This is a genomic window from Gelidibacter sp. (genome assembly GCF_035515035.1).
Lineage (GTDB): Bacteria > Bacteroidota > Bacteroidia > Flavobacteriales > Flavobacteriaceae > Gelidibacter.
In genome coordinates, this window is sequence record NZ_DATJCA010000044.1 from 1 (window position 1) to 19,149 (window position 19,149).

Below are 19,149 nucleotides of genomic sequence, written 5' to 3' on the forward strand. Positions count from 1 at the left end.
CACCAATGCCAATAGCGGTTAAAGTCGTTTTATTATTAAACTCATGGTTGACCTTATACTGAAAGTCATAAAAATCTGGTCGAATTGGTAAGTCTATGATATTGAAAAGCAGGCCTAAATATGATTTTCGTACCGAACTTAAAAAAGTGGTTTTAGAGGACAATGGACCTTCTAAGGTCAAGGCTGTTTCCGTTAAACTCACCCGTACATTTCCAGAAAACCGGTCGGGATTTCCATTGCGCTGTTTGATTACAAAAGTAGAAGCAAGAGCATCGTTATACTTTGAGTCAAATGCTGATGTGGTCAATTTTAAACTTTCGATAAAAGACACATTCAAGATGCCCTGGGCACCACCCGAGCTACCTTGGGTTTGAAAATGGTTCAAAACGGGAATTTCTATGCCGTCTAAATAATAAACATTTTCATTGGGAGCTCCGCCACGAATGATGATGTCATTGCGTTCGCCAACCCCATTACTAAGACCAACTCCAGGCAAGGTCTGAACAACTTTTGAGACATCAAAGTTACCTCCCGGATTGGATTTTATTTCTTGCGAGGTCAGTTGCTGAACGGATAGCGGCGTGATCATGTCCGTTGTTTTTGCCGAAGTATTTCTGTTGAAACTAATGACTACGCCTTCAAGAACTTCTGATTCTGGATCCATTTCAAAGTTGATGATCCTATCGTTTCCAGAAGATACGTCTATATTATATAAGGTGACTGTTTTATAGCCCAAAAAAGAGGCGGTAATGGAATAGGTTCCAACAGGTAAAGTCAGATTAAAGCGACCGTTCTCATCGGTTGTAGTTCCTGACGAAGTTCCTTCCACTAAAAGGTTGACCCCCATTAGCGTTTCCAAAGTGTTTTTGTCCTGAATATAACCAATGATACGACCCTCTTTCTGAGAAAAACTAGAGAAACTGAGTAATAAAAAATAGAAGAAAAAAAACAAAAACTTATTCATTATCAATTGCGTTTAGAGGTGTTTAAATAAAGCCCTTAATTACTCTTCTCAAGGGCTTTTGTGGAAAGTTATGAAATTACGTTTAGGAATCATAAAGATGAGATTAATCCAATGAAATTATTTAATCAATCCTTGAGTTCATTGTTTTGACATTTTGAAGACTAACTCATTCATGAAACACAATTAACATGAGATTGGAAGATTTCTAAATTCATAATCTATTCTTTTCCTCCTCAATTCCAGTATCTCTACTTCGCACTTTTTTAATCTCACTTCCTCCAAAATTATAGGCCAGGTTAAATTGGACCTGTCGGCTATCGCTGCCACCGCCGCCGTCAATTCTTAAATCGCCAAACTGTGTTGTACCGCGCCATGATGAAGTATAAAGGATATCATTAAAACCTAATTTTGCAGAAAGTTTATCTTCAAAAAATTTCTTTTGAAATGCAATGTTTAATGACCCTAAACTCTCAATCTGATAAGTTCCGCTCCAAATGGATGGTGAACTATACCAACCTGAAACTTCAGCACTAAAACTTTTTGTAATCTTGAACGTGTTTTGCGCAAACAGGCTCAATGTATTTTGATCAGTGGACAGAAAATCTTCATTTGTTGCCTCATAAATACTTCTGGACGCATTGACCGTAAAATAAATACTCCACCAATCGTTGAATTTTGTTGGATAAGATAAACCGAGGTTAATGACCTTTTGATTTGCAACATTTCGCGGACTCATGAAATTCTGGTCATCACCTACGGCTTCTGTAACTTGTGCCGAAAAATCCTTCACAAAACTATAGCTTAAAGAGGTGTTCAATCTGTAGTTATAGGTGTGTGAAAATTTTATATTGTCGGTATATTGAGGCTGTAAAAATGGATTACCCCTTAAGAAAGTAAGTTCATCCACTTGATATTCAAAGGGATTTAAACTTTGGTAATTAGGTCTTTGAACCCTTTTACTATAGGTTAAGGCAAAAGAATTCGTCCGATTGTGCTGATAGGTAATGCCGGCACTTGGAAAAAAATCAGTGTAACTGCGCTCTACTTGGGCATTTTGGTCTTCCTGCAAGCTTTTCAAAATGCCATCTGAATTGGTTTGCTCCACACGCAAGCCTGCTTGCAAATTGAATTTCTCATAGGTTCTGTTGAAGTTCACATAAGCTGCGTTAATGTTTTCATCATATTTAAAGGTATTGGTTCGATTTTCATTGATGATGTCCTCTCCATTGATTCTGTCAAAAAAATCAAACTTATTGTCGGTTACAATTTTAGAATATTTTGCACCCAAGGAAAGTTTCCCATTTAAGAAGTCTTGCTCATAATCTATTTTTGCGGTAACAATATCAATCGTGATTGGCGTATCCATAAAGTTGATGGATTCGCTTATCACTTCTGTTTCGGCTCCGTTGAAGTAACGGTTTGGCTGAAGGTTGGTCCTGTCTTGGGTGTACTTGCCATAATCCAAATCCATATTAAAACTTGTATTGTTTTCAAGTTTTAATTTATAGTTTAGGTTGCCATACATATTTGAGGTTTTTGAATGGGAATCAGTGCCTGCAACCAACACGGAGGTTGGATTGGTATTGCCTTCTGGAATAATAGGTGTTCTCGACTTACTAAGGTTATCGTTGTCACTAAAGTTCCCTGTTAAAATGATACCAAAAGTAGACTTTGAAGTTGCGAAATAATCAAATCCTAAACGCAGATTGTTATTATTCACATTATAATTACTGTTAGTTTTAGAATCGAAAATAGTGTTATTCTGCAGCCTATAAAGATTCATATATCTCGTGGTTTCACCAAATCGGTTACTATAAGAGCCGTACAAACTGGTTTTTTTGTTGCGATTATTTAAGGAGATTGAATTATTAAACGTTGCGAAATCACCAATAGTAACACCAGAAGCCAAACTACCATTAGTCCCCAAGGTTTTATTCCGTTTAAATTTGATGTTGATGATTCCGGCATTCCCTTCAGAATCATATTTAGAAGACGGTTGTGTGATAATTTCAATCGCATCGACGTCGGTAGCCTGAATGGTTTTTAGGTAGTTGACCAAATCCTCGCCACGCAACACGGATGGCTTATCATCAATATAGATCAAAACGCCTGCTTTCCCTTCAACAATTAAATTTTCGTTATTGTCTATCAGAACTCCAGATGCTTTTCGAAGCAGTTCAAAACCAGATTCACCAGCAATACTGATGGATTTTTGCACATTGAAAACTGTTTTGTCCGCCAATACCTGCACCATTGGTTTTTCGGCTTTTATGGTCACTTCATCCAAAGCTTCGGAATTGGCTTCAATAATAAAAGGGTCCAAGGTTTTGTTGTTATCTGAAATTGTAAACTTTTTGGACGTATAATCATTTGAGCCTAAAGAAGTGATGAACATCTTATATTCGCCGTTTGGAATATTGGATATTTTAAAAGTTCCGTTTTCATTTGTGATTGCCGCCTTTACAAAAGAACCTTCATTAAAAGTTAATAGTGATACCGCAGCGGCATTGATAGGATTATTTTCAGAGTCCAAGATTTTTCCATCGATAGTATGTTGCGAAAAACATAGATTAACGATCAGTAATACAGCTATAGTTGCAAGTGTTTTCATTTGATTTTTTTTAATTCGATGCAAATATGAAGAGACTGCTTAACGTGTGCACGTCTATTCCGATGAGTTGGACAATTAAGAGTTAAATAGGCTAGGGCGATTGGTCGAACCATAAGTCCACTCGTCTCTTTTATGTTTCAAAATGCGTCGATAAGGTTTATATTTAACCCCTAATAAATTTTACAACCAATGAAAAACGTGACGAAAAAGGAAATCTTAATTGGTGTTTTATTTTACGTGTTTTTCTCGTTATTGTATCGCCTCGTTTTGTGGGCATATGGTGGTGGTTATGAGCGTGACGGGATTTTTGGCTGGGCAGATTTGAAAGGCTATTGGTTGGATTCTGGAATGCAATATTTATTTTATTTTTTCGCCTCCCTTTTGATTTGGTTTTTGGCGATTTACACGTTGAAAAACAAAAAAACCATCTTACAGATTGCCGTTGTCGTCGTCTTGATTCCTATCGTAGTTTATTTTATCAGGGAAGGACGCTATGCTTTTATGGATTCAATTGGTGCTGATAGATTTAGAGGCGCAGGTACTATTTGGGATTGGTATATCCCCTCTTTGTTTATGATGATTCAGTTTGGTTGTCTTTTTGCCTACCGATATTTTAAAGAAAATCAGAAGAAAATAAAACTGGAAGGTGAACTCCGAAATGCAGCACTAAAAAGTGAATTATCCGCTATAAAAGCCCAATTGAATCCACATTTTTTATATAATATTTTCAATACCATAAGTGCATCTGTACCTTCTGAAAATGAAAAGACGCGTCATATGATTGCTGAATTATCAGATTTGTTTCGGTATCAACTTAAAGCTTCACAAACAGAATTAGTGCCTTTAAAAGATGAATTGGATTTTGTGAAAAAATATCTCGATTTGGAAAAAGAGCGTTTTGAGGAGCGTTTGGAAATTGAGATTACTGTTGACGATTCCATTTTGAATGACCTGGTGCCACCCATGTTATTGCAGCCTTTGGTAGAGAACTCCATAAAACACGGTTTGTCATCATTAATTGATGGTGGAAAAATCTCAATAACCATTCATAAAAAAGATGATAAATTGATGTTTGAAGTTTCCGATAGTGGGGTTGGTATAAATGATAAAAGTGCGATTTTTGATAAGGGTGTAGGAATGAACAATACACGTTTACGTTTGGAAAAAATGTACCAAAGCACTTTGCAATTAAGTGACAATAAGCCACAAGGATTAAAGGTGAGTTTTGAACTATGAAAAAAGTAATTATTGTTGATGATGAATCTGCTGGGAGAAAATTAATCAAAGAATATCTTGAAGATTTTAAGGATTTGATTTTATTGGGCGAAGCTAATAATGGTGTGGATGCTGTAAAAATAATCAATGAATTTAAACCCGATTTAGTTTTTTTAGACATTCAGATGCCCGGAATGACTGGCTTTGATGTTTTAACGCATTTAGAGGAATTACCTCAAATTATATTCTCAACTGCCTATGATCAATATGCGTTAAAGGCTTTTGACGTACATGCCGTGGATTATTTGCTTAAACCTTATACAAAGGAAAGATTTAAGGTTGCAGTGGAGCGTTTATCAAAATCTACCGACGTTAATAAAGCAAGACCTTTGGCAGAAAACTTACTGATAGAAACGTCTAAATATCCAGAGCGGATATTGGTTCAAAAGCAAAATAAATTAGTGACCATCGCTGTAGAAGACGTCATACGAATTGAGGCTTATGGCGATTATTCTAAATTAGTAGCCACGGATGACACTTATTTAAGCAATTATGGAATTTCTACCTTGGAAGAAAGGTTGGACGATTCTGTTTTCATAAGAGTACATCGATCCTCAATTGTCAATCTCAACAAAGTAAAGGAATTGAGCAAGTACACTAAAAGCTACGACATCACCATGGAAAATGGTGATGTGGTCAGGGTCAGTAGAGGTTATATGGATAATATAAAAAAATTGATGTATTAAAATCAATAGATTCTAGGAAAGTGAAAACCGGCTTCAATAAGCTCAGCTTTGTTCGGTCGAAATAAAAACCCAAAATCCGAGGCTAAGTGTAAGTTGCAGGAAGCATAATTTTGGGTTCAAGTCAGGAAATCACGATAAAAACCTAGAAAACAGTCAATGAGGGGAACTAAATTGTCAATTTATAATGTTTCTCGCATCAAAATAAATCATTCAAAATCTTCGCTAATCTAATCCCAGCAATCTGTAGTTGGGTTCTTGCAACGTCCAAATACTTATAAGAATAGGCATAGTGTAAATTTTCGCCTTCCTCAACTGAACCATAAACCGTTTTTGCCAGATTTTGCGTGTCATTCACCCAATCAATAACAGAACCCTGTTGAAGAAACTTGATTTGTTTTTTTGATAAAAAATCGGCGTTTTTAGCCAATTCACTATAACTCATATTATAAGATTCAATCATTTGACTGTCCCATACACGATGGAGATTGGTGTCCTTATACTGCCATTTCACTTTAATATCGTTGCCACCACGGTCTTCTTCACGACCAATATGAAGAGGTTGGTGTAAATCGCCCACTAAATGGATTAGCATTTTTAAATAAAAAGTTTTGTCGGCATCAGAAGCATTAGGATCCTTAATGACCTGCTTACAATGTGCAATGCCGGTCACCAAATCGCCTTGGGGATTTTTTTTGGACGATTCATAAGTGTCGTCAAAGGACATATTGACATAATGCCATGTTTCAAATTCCTTAAAACGTGGATCTGCTTTGATTTCATCGCCAAAAGTAGATACGAATGCCAGCGATTGATGATTTAATATTTTTTTGAGATGACGTTTTGTTTTATTACTGGTATGTTGATCTGCAATAGCCCCAACTGCACGATGTCCTGTAGCACCCCATTTTTTATTGGCGTAACTATGGGAGTTGAAAAGCAGGACTACGGTAAAAATAAATACAGAAATCGATCTCATACTAATAACTATTTTTTCTTATTTCTTTTATTAAAATTTTTATCGCCCCTTGATTTAGGTTTTTTATATTTTTTGGCAATGTCTCTTTTGTAGGAACCTCCTTGATTTACCTTTTTGTTTTTCTCTTTTTTCTCATGAAAGGCGGGACCAGAAAGATCATCATCACGTCGTTTTATAGGGTTATGGTGCTCTTTGTTCTGTAGGCGTTCTTCTTCAATCAATTCTGTTGATAGTGTTACAGCATCAGGGATTTCATTTAAAGGAATTTCCATTTGCATCAGTTCCTCTATGGCAGTAACCCATTCTTGTTCAGCTTCGGTTGAAAATAAGATGGCTTGTCCTTCACGTTCCGCACGACCTGTTCGTCCTATTCTATGCATATAGTTTTCCGGAAAGTGTGGGGTGTCAAAATTGATGACGTGACTGATATGGTCAATATCGAGTCCGCGTGCCATAACATCAGTCGCAATTAAGATGCGATTTTCACCTTCTCGGAATTGTTCGATACTCCGCAATCGGTAATTTTGAGTTTTATTGGAATGGATCACGCAACTTTCATTGGGGAAAAGTGCTTCGATTTTATCAAACAGTAAATCTGCCATTCTTTTATAGGCAACAAAAATCAAGACTTTATTGAAAGTTTCTTTATCGCCCAATAAATGCTCCAAGACATTTACTTTAGAATAAAAGTTGGGTACATTATAACGCGTCTGACTGATATTTTCCAAAGGTGTTCCTGAAACGGCAATGGTGATTTTCTCTGGTTCTGTAAAAAAGTCGGTAATCAACGCGTCCACATCATCCGTCATTGTCGCCGAAAACATAATGTTCTGACGACGTTCAGGTAGAATGTCAAAAATATTTAACAATTGATACCTAAAACCCAAATCGAGCATGACATCTACTTCGTCAATCACCATTTTCTGAATGGATTTTAAGGGTAAAACATGGCTTACCGCCAAATCGAATAAACGACCAGGAGTTGCCACAACAATGTCCAAACCCTCCGCTACAGCTTGTCTTTGGGTATTAATGTTGACGCCACCATAAATACCAAGGACTCGTACATTGATGTATTTGGTGAGCTTTTCTATCTCTTCAACCACTTGTACTACTAATTCACGAGTGGGCACTAAAACCATCACTCGGGGATTGTCTTGTTTTGAAAAGGGCAGATTTTTAAGAATGGGCAACATATAAGCGTAAGTCTTGCCCGTACCAGTTTGTGCAATACCTACCACATCTTTTCCAGAAGCTACCACATTAAATGCTTGTTCCTGAATAGGAGTAGGCGAGGTAAAACCTAAATCGTCTAAGGCGTTATATAACGGGGTATTTAAATTAAGGTTTCTAAAACTCAAGGTGTGTGATGTTTATTAATGTTGATTATGGTGTAAGTTTGCAGTCGGCAGTTTTCGGTCTACAGTTTGCAGTGCACAGTTTGGCAATCCGTGTTCCCGCCTCCGCTTATATTTCGGATGGGCAGGCAGTGTTCCGTGTTCAATCTTCGAAAGTCACTCCCTAAACTCCTAAACTCAATTCAAGTTGATTCCTCAACTCCTCTCTTACAGGCTGCAAAGTTAAAACTAATAATCAACTTATACTAAATGCCTTTCGTGTATTTCAATGCTGTAAGACGCGCTGTAGGTCTTGTTTTTTTCTAAAGCCACAATACCTTCTTTATCTTTTAATACCTGAATGCTATCCTCAGAATCGGCTAAACCTTGCCACGGTTCAATACAAACAAATTTCGCATTTGGTTTTGCCCAAATTCCTAGGAAAGGAAAATCCTCGAAGTTAAAATTTAAAATTTCACCATGATTTTTGCTGTGTAAGGAGACTTGCTTCGATTTTAAATCCTTAAAAACAAGAGCATCCTTATCAAATAAATGGGTGTGTAGCGGAATCGTGCCAGGGGTTTTAAAAACAGCTTCTGTTTCTGATGTGAAAAGTCCTGTGCTTACATTCAACAAATGTGTAGGTGAAGTTTCTGGATGCTCAAATTGCAAACTATATTCTTCATAAGTCTCCTCAGGATAAACAGGACATTTAAAGGCCGGATGGCCGCCTATTGAAAAATAAATGGTTTTGTCATCTATATTCCTAACAGTATAGGTGATAGTAATTCGATTTTTTACCAAGGCATAGCTCACCAAAAACTCAAATTTAAAAGGATAGTTAAGCAATGTGGCTTCGGAATAGGTCATCTTAAGACTTAGGTGATTTTCGCTTTTCTCATCTACCACAAAAGCATCGCTACGTCTTGCAAATCCATGTCTTGATAAGTGATAGGATTTGTTTTTATAAGTAAATCTACCGTCTTTCAATTCCCCCACAATAGGAAATAAATTGGGCGCATGCCCACTCCAAATTTCCGGATTGCCATCCCACATAAATTCCAGGTCGTTTTTTACGGCAGAAATTTTTTGTAATTCTGCGCCTATAGGATGGATGGCTATTTCTAAAAGTGAATTCTTTAAGATAAACATGGTCTTGATATTTATAACTAAAGTACAAAGTTCTAAATTAGTTTGTAGAATGTCATTAACTTTACCTCGGAAAATTAAGCCTTGAGAACACAGCACACCCATACCATCCAATCCCCTGATTTTAAGGCCCAGCTTTTGCAATGGAGCCAGCAATTTGAGGAAGTTGTTTGGTTGGATTCCAATAGGCATTTTCAAAAACATAATAGCTATGATGCTATTTTGGCTGTGGACGCGTTTACTGGGATTTCTACAGATAGCCATCAAGCGTTTGATAAACTGCACGAATACCAGAGTGTGACCAAGGATTGGATCTTTGGGTATTTGACCTACGATTTAAAAAACGATCTCGAAGACCTACACTCCAATCATTTTGATGGACTAAACTTTCCGGAATTATTCTTCTTTCAACCGAAGAAAATTTTTCTGATCAAAGAGGATGTTGTTGAATTGCACTACTTGAAAATGGTGGATGATGAAGTTAAGTCTGATCTTAAAGAAATAGAGGAATGGACAAAAAAAGATACTGAGGTAGTTTCAGAAAAAATCAATATAAAATTGAGATTGACTAAGGATCAATATTTCGAAAAGGTCAATAGCATGTTGGCGCACATCCATAGAGGCGATATTTACGAAGCGAATTTTTGCCAAGAGTTTTATGCTGAGAACACGCAAATTGATTCTTTGGAAACCTATCAAAAATTGAATAAGATCTCAAAAGCGCCTTTTGCTACGTTTTTTAAAAATAGACATTATTATGCATTATCGGCATCACCAGAACGTTATTTGAAAAAGGAAGGCGCCAAAGTGATTTCACAACCAATTAAAGGGACCGCTCAGCGATCAACAGATCCAGAAATGGATGAGCAACTCAAAGCAGATCTTAAAAGCAATCTGAAGGAACGCAGCGAAAATATCATGATTGTGGATTTGGTACGCAATGATCTCTCACAAACCGCCATCAAGGGTAGCGTCGAGGTTGAAGAATTGTGTGAAGTTTATACCTTTGAGCAGGTGCATCAATTGATTTCGACCATCACATCCGTGGTTGCAGAAAAAATGGCTCCTGTCACAATTTTAAGAACCACGTTCCCCATGGGAAGCATGACGGGCGCACCTAAAGTTTCTGCAATGAAAATTATTGAAGACCTCGAAGAAACCAAACGCGGACTTTATTCGGGGGCCATAGGTTATTTCAGCCCAACAGGTGATTTTGATTTTAACGTGGTCATCAGAAGTATCCTGTACAACGCCCAAAATAAATATGTGTCCTATTCCGTAGGTGGCGCCATTACTGCAAAAAGTGATCCTTTAAAAGAATATGAAGAGTGCTTGTTAAAGGCGAAAGCCATGCGACAAGTGCTTGAAAATTAGCTATATTTAGTATTGATTAAATTTTAAATTTATGAAAAAAATCCTCCTGAGTTTTTGTGTTGTCCTACTATTATCGTCTTGTAAGGAAGAGGTTAAAATTCCCGCAAACTTTGATTATGGAAAAATAGAAAACGGGAGTTATGACAATAAATTCTTCAATTTTAAATTGGCATTCAACGACCAATGGAGTGTTCAGACAAAAGAGCAAATGCATCAAATGAGTGAAAACAGCCGAAATACTATGGCTGGTGATAATCACAATTTAAAAAATACGTTGAAGGCATCTCAAGTTAATGTAGCCGATTTATTTTCAATTTTTAAGTTTCCAGTTGGATCCGTTTCGGGTGGTAATGCTTCATTGATCATCAATGCTGAAAACTTGATGAGTTTTCCAAATGTAAAAACACCAAGAGACTATATGGTCGCAGCACGCCAACTTCTTGATCAAACCTCACTCAATCTGATTTATAAAAAAGAACCCTACACTATAACTATTGGAGGGAAACAATGTATAGGTATGGAAATCTTTAACCAAGATTATAACTTAACACAAGACTATTTTGTAACCTTACGCAATGGTTTTGCCATTTCAATGGTACTCTCCTATGATAATGCCGAAGACCAGCAAGAACTTTATAAAATGCTTGACACTTTAAAATTTGAATAATGTTACAGGCTTTTCAGAAACATCTTGATGAAAATTTAGACATGCTCCACGGCAGCCGACTGCTCTTGGCTGTTTCTGGAGGCTTGGACAGTGTTGTTTTGACTCACTTATGTCATCACCTAAAGTTAAAGGTGTCATTGGCACACTGTAATTTTAATCTGAGAGCTGCAGAAAGTGATGCCGATGAGGAATTTGTGTTAGCGTTGGCAGACGATCTGGAGTTGGATGTTTTTATAGAAAGTTTTGAAACGGAAACTTACGCCAAAGAACAGGGAGTTTCCATTCAGATGGCGGCAAGGGAACTCCGTTATAATTGGTTTTTGGAATTGGCAGAGCAATTGGATTTTGATTATATCCTCACCGCACACCATGCCGATGATAATCTCGAAACGTTTTTGATTAATTTGACACGCGGTACCGGTTTGGAAGGTCTAACTGGAATTCCTGAAGTATCCGGTAAAATTGTGAGACCGCTGTTGCCGTTCTCAAGAGAAACATTGGAAACTTACGCGCAAAAGGAGTTCATTGAATGGCGCGAAGACGCCAGTAATGCCTCCACAAAATATTTGAGGAATAAGTTAAGGCATGATGTTATACCGACATTAAAGCAAATGAACCCCCAACTGCTGCAAAATTTTCAAACCACGATATCCAATCTGCAGGACAGCCAGGATCTCATAGATGATGCCGTCGTAAAGATCCAGAAGAAGATGGTCACGGTAGATAACGATCAGATCAGGTTGGATATCAATAAATTGAAAAAGTTGTCCAATCCCAAAGCATATCTCTATCAACTCCTAAAAGATTTTAATTTTACCGCTTGGGACGATGTGGTCAATTTATTGAACGCGCAATCAGGTAAGCAAGTGTTTTCACCAACCCACAAATTATTAAAGGATCGCGAGTTTTTGTTGTTGTGCGAATTGAATTCGGAATCTGAAGAGCATCCAATAGTCGTTCAAAAAAAGGATAAAGAACTCACATCACCTTTTGGAACCTTGACTTTTAAAGAAGTGAATGCCATTTCTGCAACATCAAAAAATACGATTTACACAGATGCCAATCAACTTAAATATCCTTTAACCATCAGAAAATGGCAGGAAGGCGACCTGTTTTATCCTCTTGGAATGAAAGGCAAAAAGAAATTGAGCAAATATTTTAAGGATGAAAAACTCTCGTTGATTGATAAAGAGAACGTTTGGATCCTCTTTTCAGGCGATGATGTGGTTTGGGTGATCGGAAGACGTCCCGATGAACGTTTTAAAGTCACGGATAATACCACAACTATTTTAAAAATAGAAGTACACTAAATGAAGTTACAAGGACAAATAGTCGATATATATAATAAGCGAATTTTCAAAGGAGAAATCAGGATACAAAACGGAAAAATCCGGAGTATAGAAGAAAAAGATCATGAGGTCAACTATTATATTCTTCCGGGTTTTATTGATGCACACATCCATATTGAAAGCGCCATGTTGGTGCCCAGTGAATTTGCGCGTTTAGCAGTCAAACATGGGACTGTGGCAACGGTTTCAGATCCACATGAAATAGCGAATGTGCTTGGCGTTGAAGGGGTCGAATTTATGATCGATAATGGGAAAAAAGTGCCCTTCAAATTCAATTTCGGAGCGCCTTCATGCGTTCCTGCGACAGAATTTGAATCGGCTGGGGCCACTATTGATTCTGAAGGAATTAGAATGCTTCTTAAAAATCCTGAGATCAAATTCTTGGCAGAACTAATGAATTATCCTGGAGTTCTTTTTGATGATCCCGAAGTGATGAAGAAAATTGAGTGGGCGAAACATTTTAACAAACCCGTGGATGGGCACGCACCAGGAGTTTTGGGAGATGCTCTAACTAAATACATCAATGCAGGAATTACGACAGATCATGAATGTGTGGCCTATGAAGAAGGTCTAGAAAAACTACAAAAAGGCATGAAAATCCTGATCAGAGAGGGTAGTGCTGCCAAAAATTTTGAAGCCTTGATTGATTTATTGCCAGAGTATTATGAAAATATGATGTTCTGCAGTGATGATAAACATCCGGACGATTTGCTAATACATCATATAAACCATCTTTGTGCGAGAGCGGTTGCAAAAGACATGGACATCTTCAAGGTGTTGCAAGTAGCATGCATCAATCCGGTAGAACATTATGATTTGGATGTTGGTACATTAAAAGTTGGAGATGCCGCAGACTTCATTGTTGTTGAGGATTTAAAAGCATTTAAAACGTTACAAACTTATAGTGATGGGCAGTTGGTTTTTGATAAAGGAAATTCGTTAATCGAGAAAGCTAATTTTGAAAATCTCAATAATTTCAACACCTCTAAAAAGAACATTCGCGATTTCAGATTAACATCCACTGCTAAAAATATTCGTGTGATAGAAGCTATGGAGGGGCAATTGGTCACCAATGAAATCATTGTAAATAGTTCGATTAAAGATGGGAATCTAGTTTCAAACGTAGACAATGATATTCTGAAAATTACCGTGGTCAATCGCTATCAAGATCAACCGCCGGCTATTGCATTTATTAAAAATTTCGGATTGAAAACGGGGGCAATTGCAAGTTCCGTTGGGCATGATTCCCATAATATTATCGCGGTTGGTGTTTCGGATGAGGCCATTTGTAAGGCGGTCAATTTGCTCATTGAAAATAAAGGTGGTATTTGTGCCGTTTCTGATTCTGAAGAAAAAATCTTGCCCTTACCCGTTGCAGGAATTATGAGCGATCAAGATGGCGAAACCGTAGGAAAGCAATATGCGTCATTAGACAGTATGGCGAAAGAATTGGGCAGCACTTTAAAAGCACCTTATATGACCTTGTCTTTTATGGCACTTTTAGTGATTCCGGCATTAAAACTCAGCGATAAAGGTTTATTCAATGGAAAGGATTTCAAATTCACCGACCTCGAAATTGATTAAAAACGCTGCGTACCTCTGTGTTTTCTCCGCGTAACTCTGTGTAATAACAAAAAACATACCACTGAAAAATGCCCATCCTCGATTCCACATTCAAACCACCCTTTTATTTCCGTAAAAGTTTTATAGCTACAGTCTATTCTGGATTATTCCGAAAAGTCAATCTAGATCAAAAGCGAGAACGCTTGGAGTTGGCAGACGGTGATTTCATCGACTTAGACTGGAGCTATGCCCAGCAAAAATCTGATAAAGTCATCATTCTGCTTAGTGGATTGGAAGGTCACGCCCAACGTCCTTATCTCACGGGAACGGCAAAATTGTTCAACAAGAATGGAATTGATGCCATCAGTGTTAATTTTAGAGGCTGTAGTGGCGAACCCAACCGAAAATATTATGCCTACCATTCTGGCGCAACGGAAGATCTTCATACCATTATCATGCACGCTATTAAGGATAAGAACTATGCTGAAGTTTATTTATATGGCGTCAGTTTGGGTGGAAATTTAGCCTTGAAATACTTAGGAGAGCGCGAAGATGTACCATCCCAAATTAAAGCATGCATTGGGATTTCAGTACCATGTAGCTTGCAACATTCTGCAAAACAATTGCACAGTTTTATAAATAAACCATTCCACGACCGATTTAAAAAGAGATTGGTCAATAGTTTAAGGGTAAAGCAAAGCCAATTTCCAGAGCAAATTTCCGAAGCGGAAGTAGATTCGATCAAAACCCTAAATGATTTTGATGAGATTTACACCTCTAGAGCCCACGGATTCAAAAACGCCTTGGACTATTATGAAAAAAGCAGCTGTCTACAGTTTTTGCCTAACATAAAAGTGCCATCCTTAATTATAAACGCCCTCAATGACTCGTTTTTAACCCCAGAATGTTTCCCTGTAAAAGCTGCCAAAAACAACCCCAATCTCTATTTGGAAATGCCAAAGTATGGAGGTCACGTCGGGTTTATACAGCGTGGTGGCGTGTATTACAACGAAAAAAGAGCTTTGGAGTTTGTGACGGAAATTACTAAATAAAATTCAACTTGTAGTCTCTATTAAAAGATGGATATATAGGTGGTTACACCGAGTTACACAAAGGCGCACCAAGTTCCACTAAGTAAGGAGATCCAGTTTAAAGAAAAAGAATCACTGAATATCAGCACCATCAGCGCTCCCGACTGAGCGGACGGACAGGTCAGTGTTCTATTCTCGCAGAGTCGCGAAGGCGCAAAAGCTTTAAGTCGCAAGGCGGGATTAGGCAGGGTTTCCTATTTTGAACTGTTGAACGTTTAATCGAATTTTAAATATTTCAATATACTTCAATTATTAGTCCATTTTAGACTACAATTCCAATACTGGACTTAAAACTCCTCCGCTCTCTGTGAACCTCTGTGTAACCATGGTGGAACTCTGTGCCACAACTTTCACATCAGTGATGAGCATTTTATTTGCGGCTTCAGTGCTCCATTCTACCGTCTCAATTCATCCGGAAAGCCGTCCACCGTTAAATCCCAAAGCATCGGTAGTAAAAAATACACAAACAAGGTCAAGATCACAATGGATATCACATTCATCACAAAACCTTTACTTACCATATCTGGAATCCGTAAATATCCCGATCCAAAAACCACCGCATTGGGAGGTGTCGCCACGGGTAACATAAACGCACAGGACGCAGCGACAGCAGCGCCAACCATCAGAATAAAGGGATGAATGTCTACAATCACCGCCATTGGCGCCAAAACAGGCAGCAACATGGCAGTAGTGGCGGTATTAGAAGTGATTTCCGTTAAAAAGTTGATCGCTGCAATCAGTAATAGAATAAGAATAATAGTAGATAAACCAGCAAAAGTAGTCATCTGATTACCTATCCAAACCGCTAATCCACTAGATTCAAATCCGCTGGCAATTGCCAAACCCCCGCCAAATAGCAAGAGAATGCCCCAAGGAAGTTTTACGGCATCCTCCCAGGTCATCAAGTTTTGTTTTTTGTTTTTTGCAGGGATAAGGAACAGAACAATAGCAAAAATTATAGCAATAATGGTGTCATCTAATTTTGGGATTAACTTATTAAATAGTAACGATCGGGTGATCCAAAAGAAAGCGGTCGTGCCAAAAACAACGGCCACCATTTTTTCTTCGTAACTGATTTTACCAAGCAATTTCATTAATCGTTTAATTTCTTCCTTACCTCCTGGGAATTCCTTCTGCTTAAAATTGAAGGCATAAGAGGTTAAATATTTCCAGCAAATAAATAAGAGCACCACCGAAATAGGAAACCCAAACATGAACCACTGCAAGAAGGAAATTTCATAATCATAAATATTAGAAACCACTCCTGCCAACACCAAGTTGGGAGGGGTGCCAATTAATGTGGCAATCCCACCAATAGAAGCGCTGTAGGCTATGGCCAGCATTAAAGCCTTTCCAAATAAATTAGTTTCGTTTTCAATAGTATGTGGGTTGTCCTTAAGTTGTGTGATGATGGCAATGCCAATTGGTAACATCATGACGGCAGTTGCGGTATTGGAAATCCACATGCTCAAAAATGCCGTGGCTACCATAAAACCAAGGATGATTTTTTTAATGTCAGAGCCAATAAAATTGATGATGTTCAGGGCAATTCGCCTGTGAAGGTTCCATTTTTCAATGGCAATGGCAATGATAAATCCACCGATATACAAGAAAATGTATTTATGTCCGAAAGATGCTGTTGTGGTGCTCAGGTCCAATCCGCCAGATAGCGGAAAAAGAACAATGGGCAACAATGCGGTCACTGCAATAGGAATAGCTTCCGTTATCCACCAAATCGCTACCCATGCGGTGGAGGCCAATACAGCTCTAGCTTCTTCCGAAAGCCCTTCAGGTTTAAAAAACATTAAAATTAAGATGAAAGATAATGGGCCCAAGAGAAAGCCAATGCGTTTTAGGTTGCTCATAAAGTATAGTTAAGGAAACTAAGATATGTTTTTTTTTAAGATTTCTATGGGAAATTCATGGAGCCTAATTCAATAAGTTTCCATATTCATGATAATCATTCCTAGATTAAAAGCGATTTTTATGCGTGCCTTTAAATTATTTTGTCATGCATTCATGAGAAATTTAATGTTGCGATTCGGCGCAAAATTCAACATGTCAGAAGGGCGTAAATAAAAAGTATTATTACGACAAATTGGAAAATATGACTGTAATTTCTATGGTCAATTTCCCCTTTGAAGTTAGAGGCATTCTCCCTACATTTAACAAAACCAATCCCGTATGCTGAAAAAAGTTTTTGGAAGTGCCGTTTTTGGCGTTGAGGCCACAACCATCACCGTAGAAGTGAATGTTGACAAAGGTGTTGGTTATCATTTGGTTGGCTTACCGGACAACGCCATCAAAGAAAGTAATTACCGAATTGCCGCAGCACTTCAAAATAACGGTTATAAAATTCCAGGAAAAAAAATCATTATCAACATGTCCCCCGCCGATTTGCGCAAGGAAGGGTCAAGTTATGATCTAACCTTGGCCATCGGAATCTTAGCGGCCACCGGTCAAATACAAGCTGATAATTTAGAGGACTATTTGATCATGGGAGAATTGTCCTTGGATGGAAATTTACAACCAATTAAGGGTGCATTGCCCATAGCAATTAAAGCACAGGAAGAAGGTTATAAGGGTTTTATTCTACCCATACAAAACGCAAAAGAAGCTGGCATAGTTTCCGATCTGGAAGTTTATGGCGTTGAAAATATTGCAGAAGTCATCAATTTTTTTGATAAGAATGAACCCTTAGAGCGAACAATCATTAATGTTCGCGAAGAATTTTACAAAAATTTAGATTTTCCAGAATTTGATTTTTCTGATGTGAAAGGTCAGGAATCTATCAAACGTTGTATGGAAATTGCTGCGGCAGGCGGCCATAATATCATTTTGATTGGACCACCGGGAGCGGGAAAAACGATGTTGGCTAAACGACTGCCTAGTATTTTACCACCCATGACTTTACGAGAAGCTTTGGAGACTACCAAAATTCATTCTGTTGCAGGACGGGTCAAGGACAATACCGGTTTGATGTCGCAGCGGCCGTTTAGAAGCCCGCACCACACAATTTCAAATGTCGCATTAGTTGGTGGTGGAAGTTACCCACAACCCGGAGAGATTTCCTTATCCCATAATGGCGTTTTGTTTTTGGATGAATTGCCAGAATTTAAACGCGATGTTTTGGAAGTGATGCGCCAACCTTTGGAAGATCGAGAGGTGACCATTTCACGAGCAAAATTTACAGTTACGTATCCCTCGTCATTTATGTTGGTAGCGAGCATGAATCCGAGTCCGGGTGGCTATTTCAATGATCCGAACGCTCCAGTAACCTCATCTCCCGCAGAAATGCAACGTTATTTAAGTAAAATTTCCGGACCCCTATTGGACCGTATTGATATTCATATTGAAGTCACACCGGTTCCTTTTGAGAAACTATCCGATGAACGTAAAGGCGAATCTTCCATTGAGATCAGAAAACGTGTGACATCCGCAAGAGAACGACAGACCAAACGCTTTGAAGCGAATGAAAATGTCCATTATAATGCACAGATGAGTAGTAAGCAAATCCGTCAGCACTGTATTATGGACGAGCCCTCAAAAAATCTTTTAAAAACTGCCATGGAACGTTTAAATCTGTCCGCAAGAGCCTACGACCGGATTTTAAAAGTTTCAAGAACTATCGCAGATTTGGAGGGTGTTGACGATTTAAAAGGTGCCCATATCAGTGAGGCTATTCAATACAGAAGTCTCGATAAGGAAGGATGGCTGGGTTAACTCATTCCTGCGCAGGCAGGAATCTCATGTTTAAAAGACAATTTTAATTTTATAAAGAAAATCGCTTACTCTATCATCAACACCCTAAATTTGAATCTTTGGGATCGATCCAATATTCGGATTTTAAAAGTTTCTAGAACTATCGCTTACTTAGAAGGTGTTGACCATTTGAAAGGTGGCCATATCAGTGAAGTTATACAATACAGAAGTTTGGATAAGGAAGGATGGCTGGGTTAACTAATTCCTGCGCAGGCAGGAATCCCATGTTTAAAAAGACAATTTTAATTTTATAAAGAAAATCGCTTACTCTATCATCAACACCCTAAATTTGAATCTTTGGGATCGATCCAATATTCGGATTTTAAAAGTTTCTAGAACTATCGC

15 protein-coding genes are annotated in these 19,149 nt (G+C 38.0%); 9 read left to right on the forward strand and 6 right to left on the reverse strand.

The window, feature by feature from the left end; all coding sequences use genetic code 11:
- A partial coding sequence (locus tag VLZ86_RS03840) for a TonB-dependent receptor (protein ID WP_325448907.1) occupies window positions 1–964 on the reverse strand: 964 nt, incomplete at its 3' end.
- Window positions 965–1,175: 211 nt separating this feature from the next.
- Window positions 1,176–3,575 carry an outer membrane beta-barrel family protein gene (locus tag VLZ86_RS03845; protein ID WP_325448909.1) on the reverse strand — a complete coding sequence of 800 codons (2,400 nt, stop codon included), beginning with the start codon at window positions 3,573–3,575 and terminating at the stop codon, window positions 1,176–1,178.
- A gap of 189 nt (window positions 3,576–3,764) precedes the next feature.
- Here VLZ86_RS03845 and VLZ86_RS03850 point away from each other — a divergent pair, with 189 nt between their 5' ends.
- Both VLZ86_RS03850 and VLZ86_RS03855 read left to right on the forward strand, forming a co-directional pair.
- On the forward strand, window positions 3,765–4,811 hold the full coding sequence (locus tag VLZ86_RS03850) for a sensor histidine kinase (protein WP_325448911.1): 1,047 nt from the start codon (window positions 3,765–3,767) through the stop codon (window positions 4,809–4,811).
- Complete coding sequence (locus VLZ86_RS03855) at window positions 4,808–5,536, forward strand: LytTR family DNA-binding domain-containing protein (RefSeq protein WP_325448913.1); 729 nt, start codon at window positions 4,808–4,810, stop codon at window positions 5,534–5,536. Before VLZ86_RS03850 ends, VLZ86_RS03855 begins: the two co-directional genes overlap by 4 nt.
- A gap of 196 nt (window positions 5,537–5,732) precedes the next feature.
- Here VLZ86_RS03855 and VLZ86_RS03860 read toward each other — a convergent pair whose 3' ends face one another.
- From VLZ86_RS03860 to VLZ86_RS03870, 3 genes are all read right to left on the reverse strand, one after another.
- A complete protein-coding gene (locus VLZ86_RS03860) occupies window positions 5,733–6,512 on the reverse strand; it encodes a S1/P1 nuclease (RefSeq protein WP_325448915.1) in 780 nt (259 codons plus the stop codon).
- 8 nt (window positions 6,513–6,520) lie between these two features.
- Window positions 6,521–7,873 carry a DEAD/DEAH box helicase gene (locus VLZ86_RS03865; RefSeq protein ID WP_325448917.1) on the reverse strand — a complete coding sequence of 451 codons (1,353 nt, stop codon included), beginning with the start codon at window positions 7,871–7,873 and terminating at the stop codon, window positions 6,521–6,523.
- Between the two features lie 237 nt (window positions 7,874–8,110).
- The gene (locus VLZ86_RS03870) at window positions 8,111–9,001 is read right to left on the reverse strand and encodes an aldose 1-epimerase family protein (protein WP_325448919.1); all 891 of its coding nucleotides are present in this window, start codon (window positions 8,999–9,001) and stop codon (window positions 8,111–8,113) included.
- 81 nt (window positions 9,002–9,082) lie between these two features.
- Between VLZ86_RS03870 and VLZ86_RS03875 the strand changes: the two genes are divergently transcribed.
- From VLZ86_RS03875 to VLZ86_RS03895, 5 genes are all read left to right on the forward strand, one after another.
- Entirely contained in the window at window positions 9,083–10,372 is a 1,290-nt protein-coding gene (locus VLZ86_RS03875; RefSeq protein WP_325448921.1) for an anthranilate synthase component I family protein, read from the forward strand.
- Between the two features lie 31 nt (window positions 10,373–10,403).
- On the forward strand, window positions 10,404–11,039 hold the full coding sequence (locus VLZ86_RS03880) for a hypothetical protein (RefSeq protein WP_325448923.1): 636 nt from the start codon (window positions 10,404–10,406) through the stop codon (window positions 11,037–11,039).
- A complete protein-coding gene (gene tilS, locus VLZ86_RS03885) occupies window positions 11,039–12,349 on the forward strand; it encodes a tRNA lysidine(34) synthetase TilS (RefSeq protein WP_325448925.1) in 1,311 nt (436 codons plus the stop codon). Before VLZ86_RS03880 ends, tilS begins: the two co-directional genes overlap by 1 nt.
- Complete coding sequence (gene ade / locus VLZ86_RS03890; protein ID WP_325448927.1) at window positions 12,350–13,972, forward strand: adenine deaminase; 1,623 nt, start codon at window positions 12,350–12,352, stop codon at window positions 13,970–13,972.
- Window positions 13,973–14,040: 68 nt separating this feature from the next.
- The gene (locus VLZ86_RS03895) at window positions 14,041–15,003 is read left to right on the forward strand and encodes a YheT family hydrolase (RefSeq protein ID WP_325448929.1); all 963 of its coding nucleotides are present in this window, start codon (window positions 14,041–14,043) and stop codon (window positions 15,001–15,003) included.
- Between the two features lie 434 nt (window positions 15,004–15,437).
- On the opposite strand, the gene VLZ86_RS03900 is transcribed toward VLZ86_RS03895, so the two are convergent.
- Window positions 15,438–16,907, reverse strand: coding sequence for a DASS family sodium-coupled anion symporter (locus VLZ86_RS03900; protein ID WP_325448931.1), 1,470 nt, complete (start codon window positions 16,905–16,907; stop codon window positions 15,438–15,440).
- A gap of 319 nt (window positions 16,908–17,226) precedes the next feature.
- Here VLZ86_RS03900 and VLZ86_RS03905 point away from each other — a divergent pair, with 319 nt between their 5' ends.
- Both VLZ86_RS03905 and VLZ86_RS03910 read left to right on the forward strand, forming a co-directional pair.
- Window positions 17,227–18,765 (forward strand): YifB family Mg chelatase-like AAA ATPase, encoded by a 1,539-nt coding sequence (locus VLZ86_RS03905; RefSeq protein WP_325448933.1) that lies wholly within the window; start codon window positions 17,227–17,229, stop codon window positions 18,763–18,765.
- 90 nt (window positions 18,766–18,855) lie between these two features.
- The gene (locus tag VLZ86_RS03910) at window positions 18,856–19,002 is read left to right on the forward strand and encodes a hypothetical protein (RefSeq protein ID WP_325448935.1); all 147 of its coding nucleotides are present in this window, start codon (window positions 18,856–18,858) and stop codon (window positions 19,000–19,002) included.
- The last annotated feature ends 147 nt before the right edge of the window (window positions 19,003–19,149 follow it).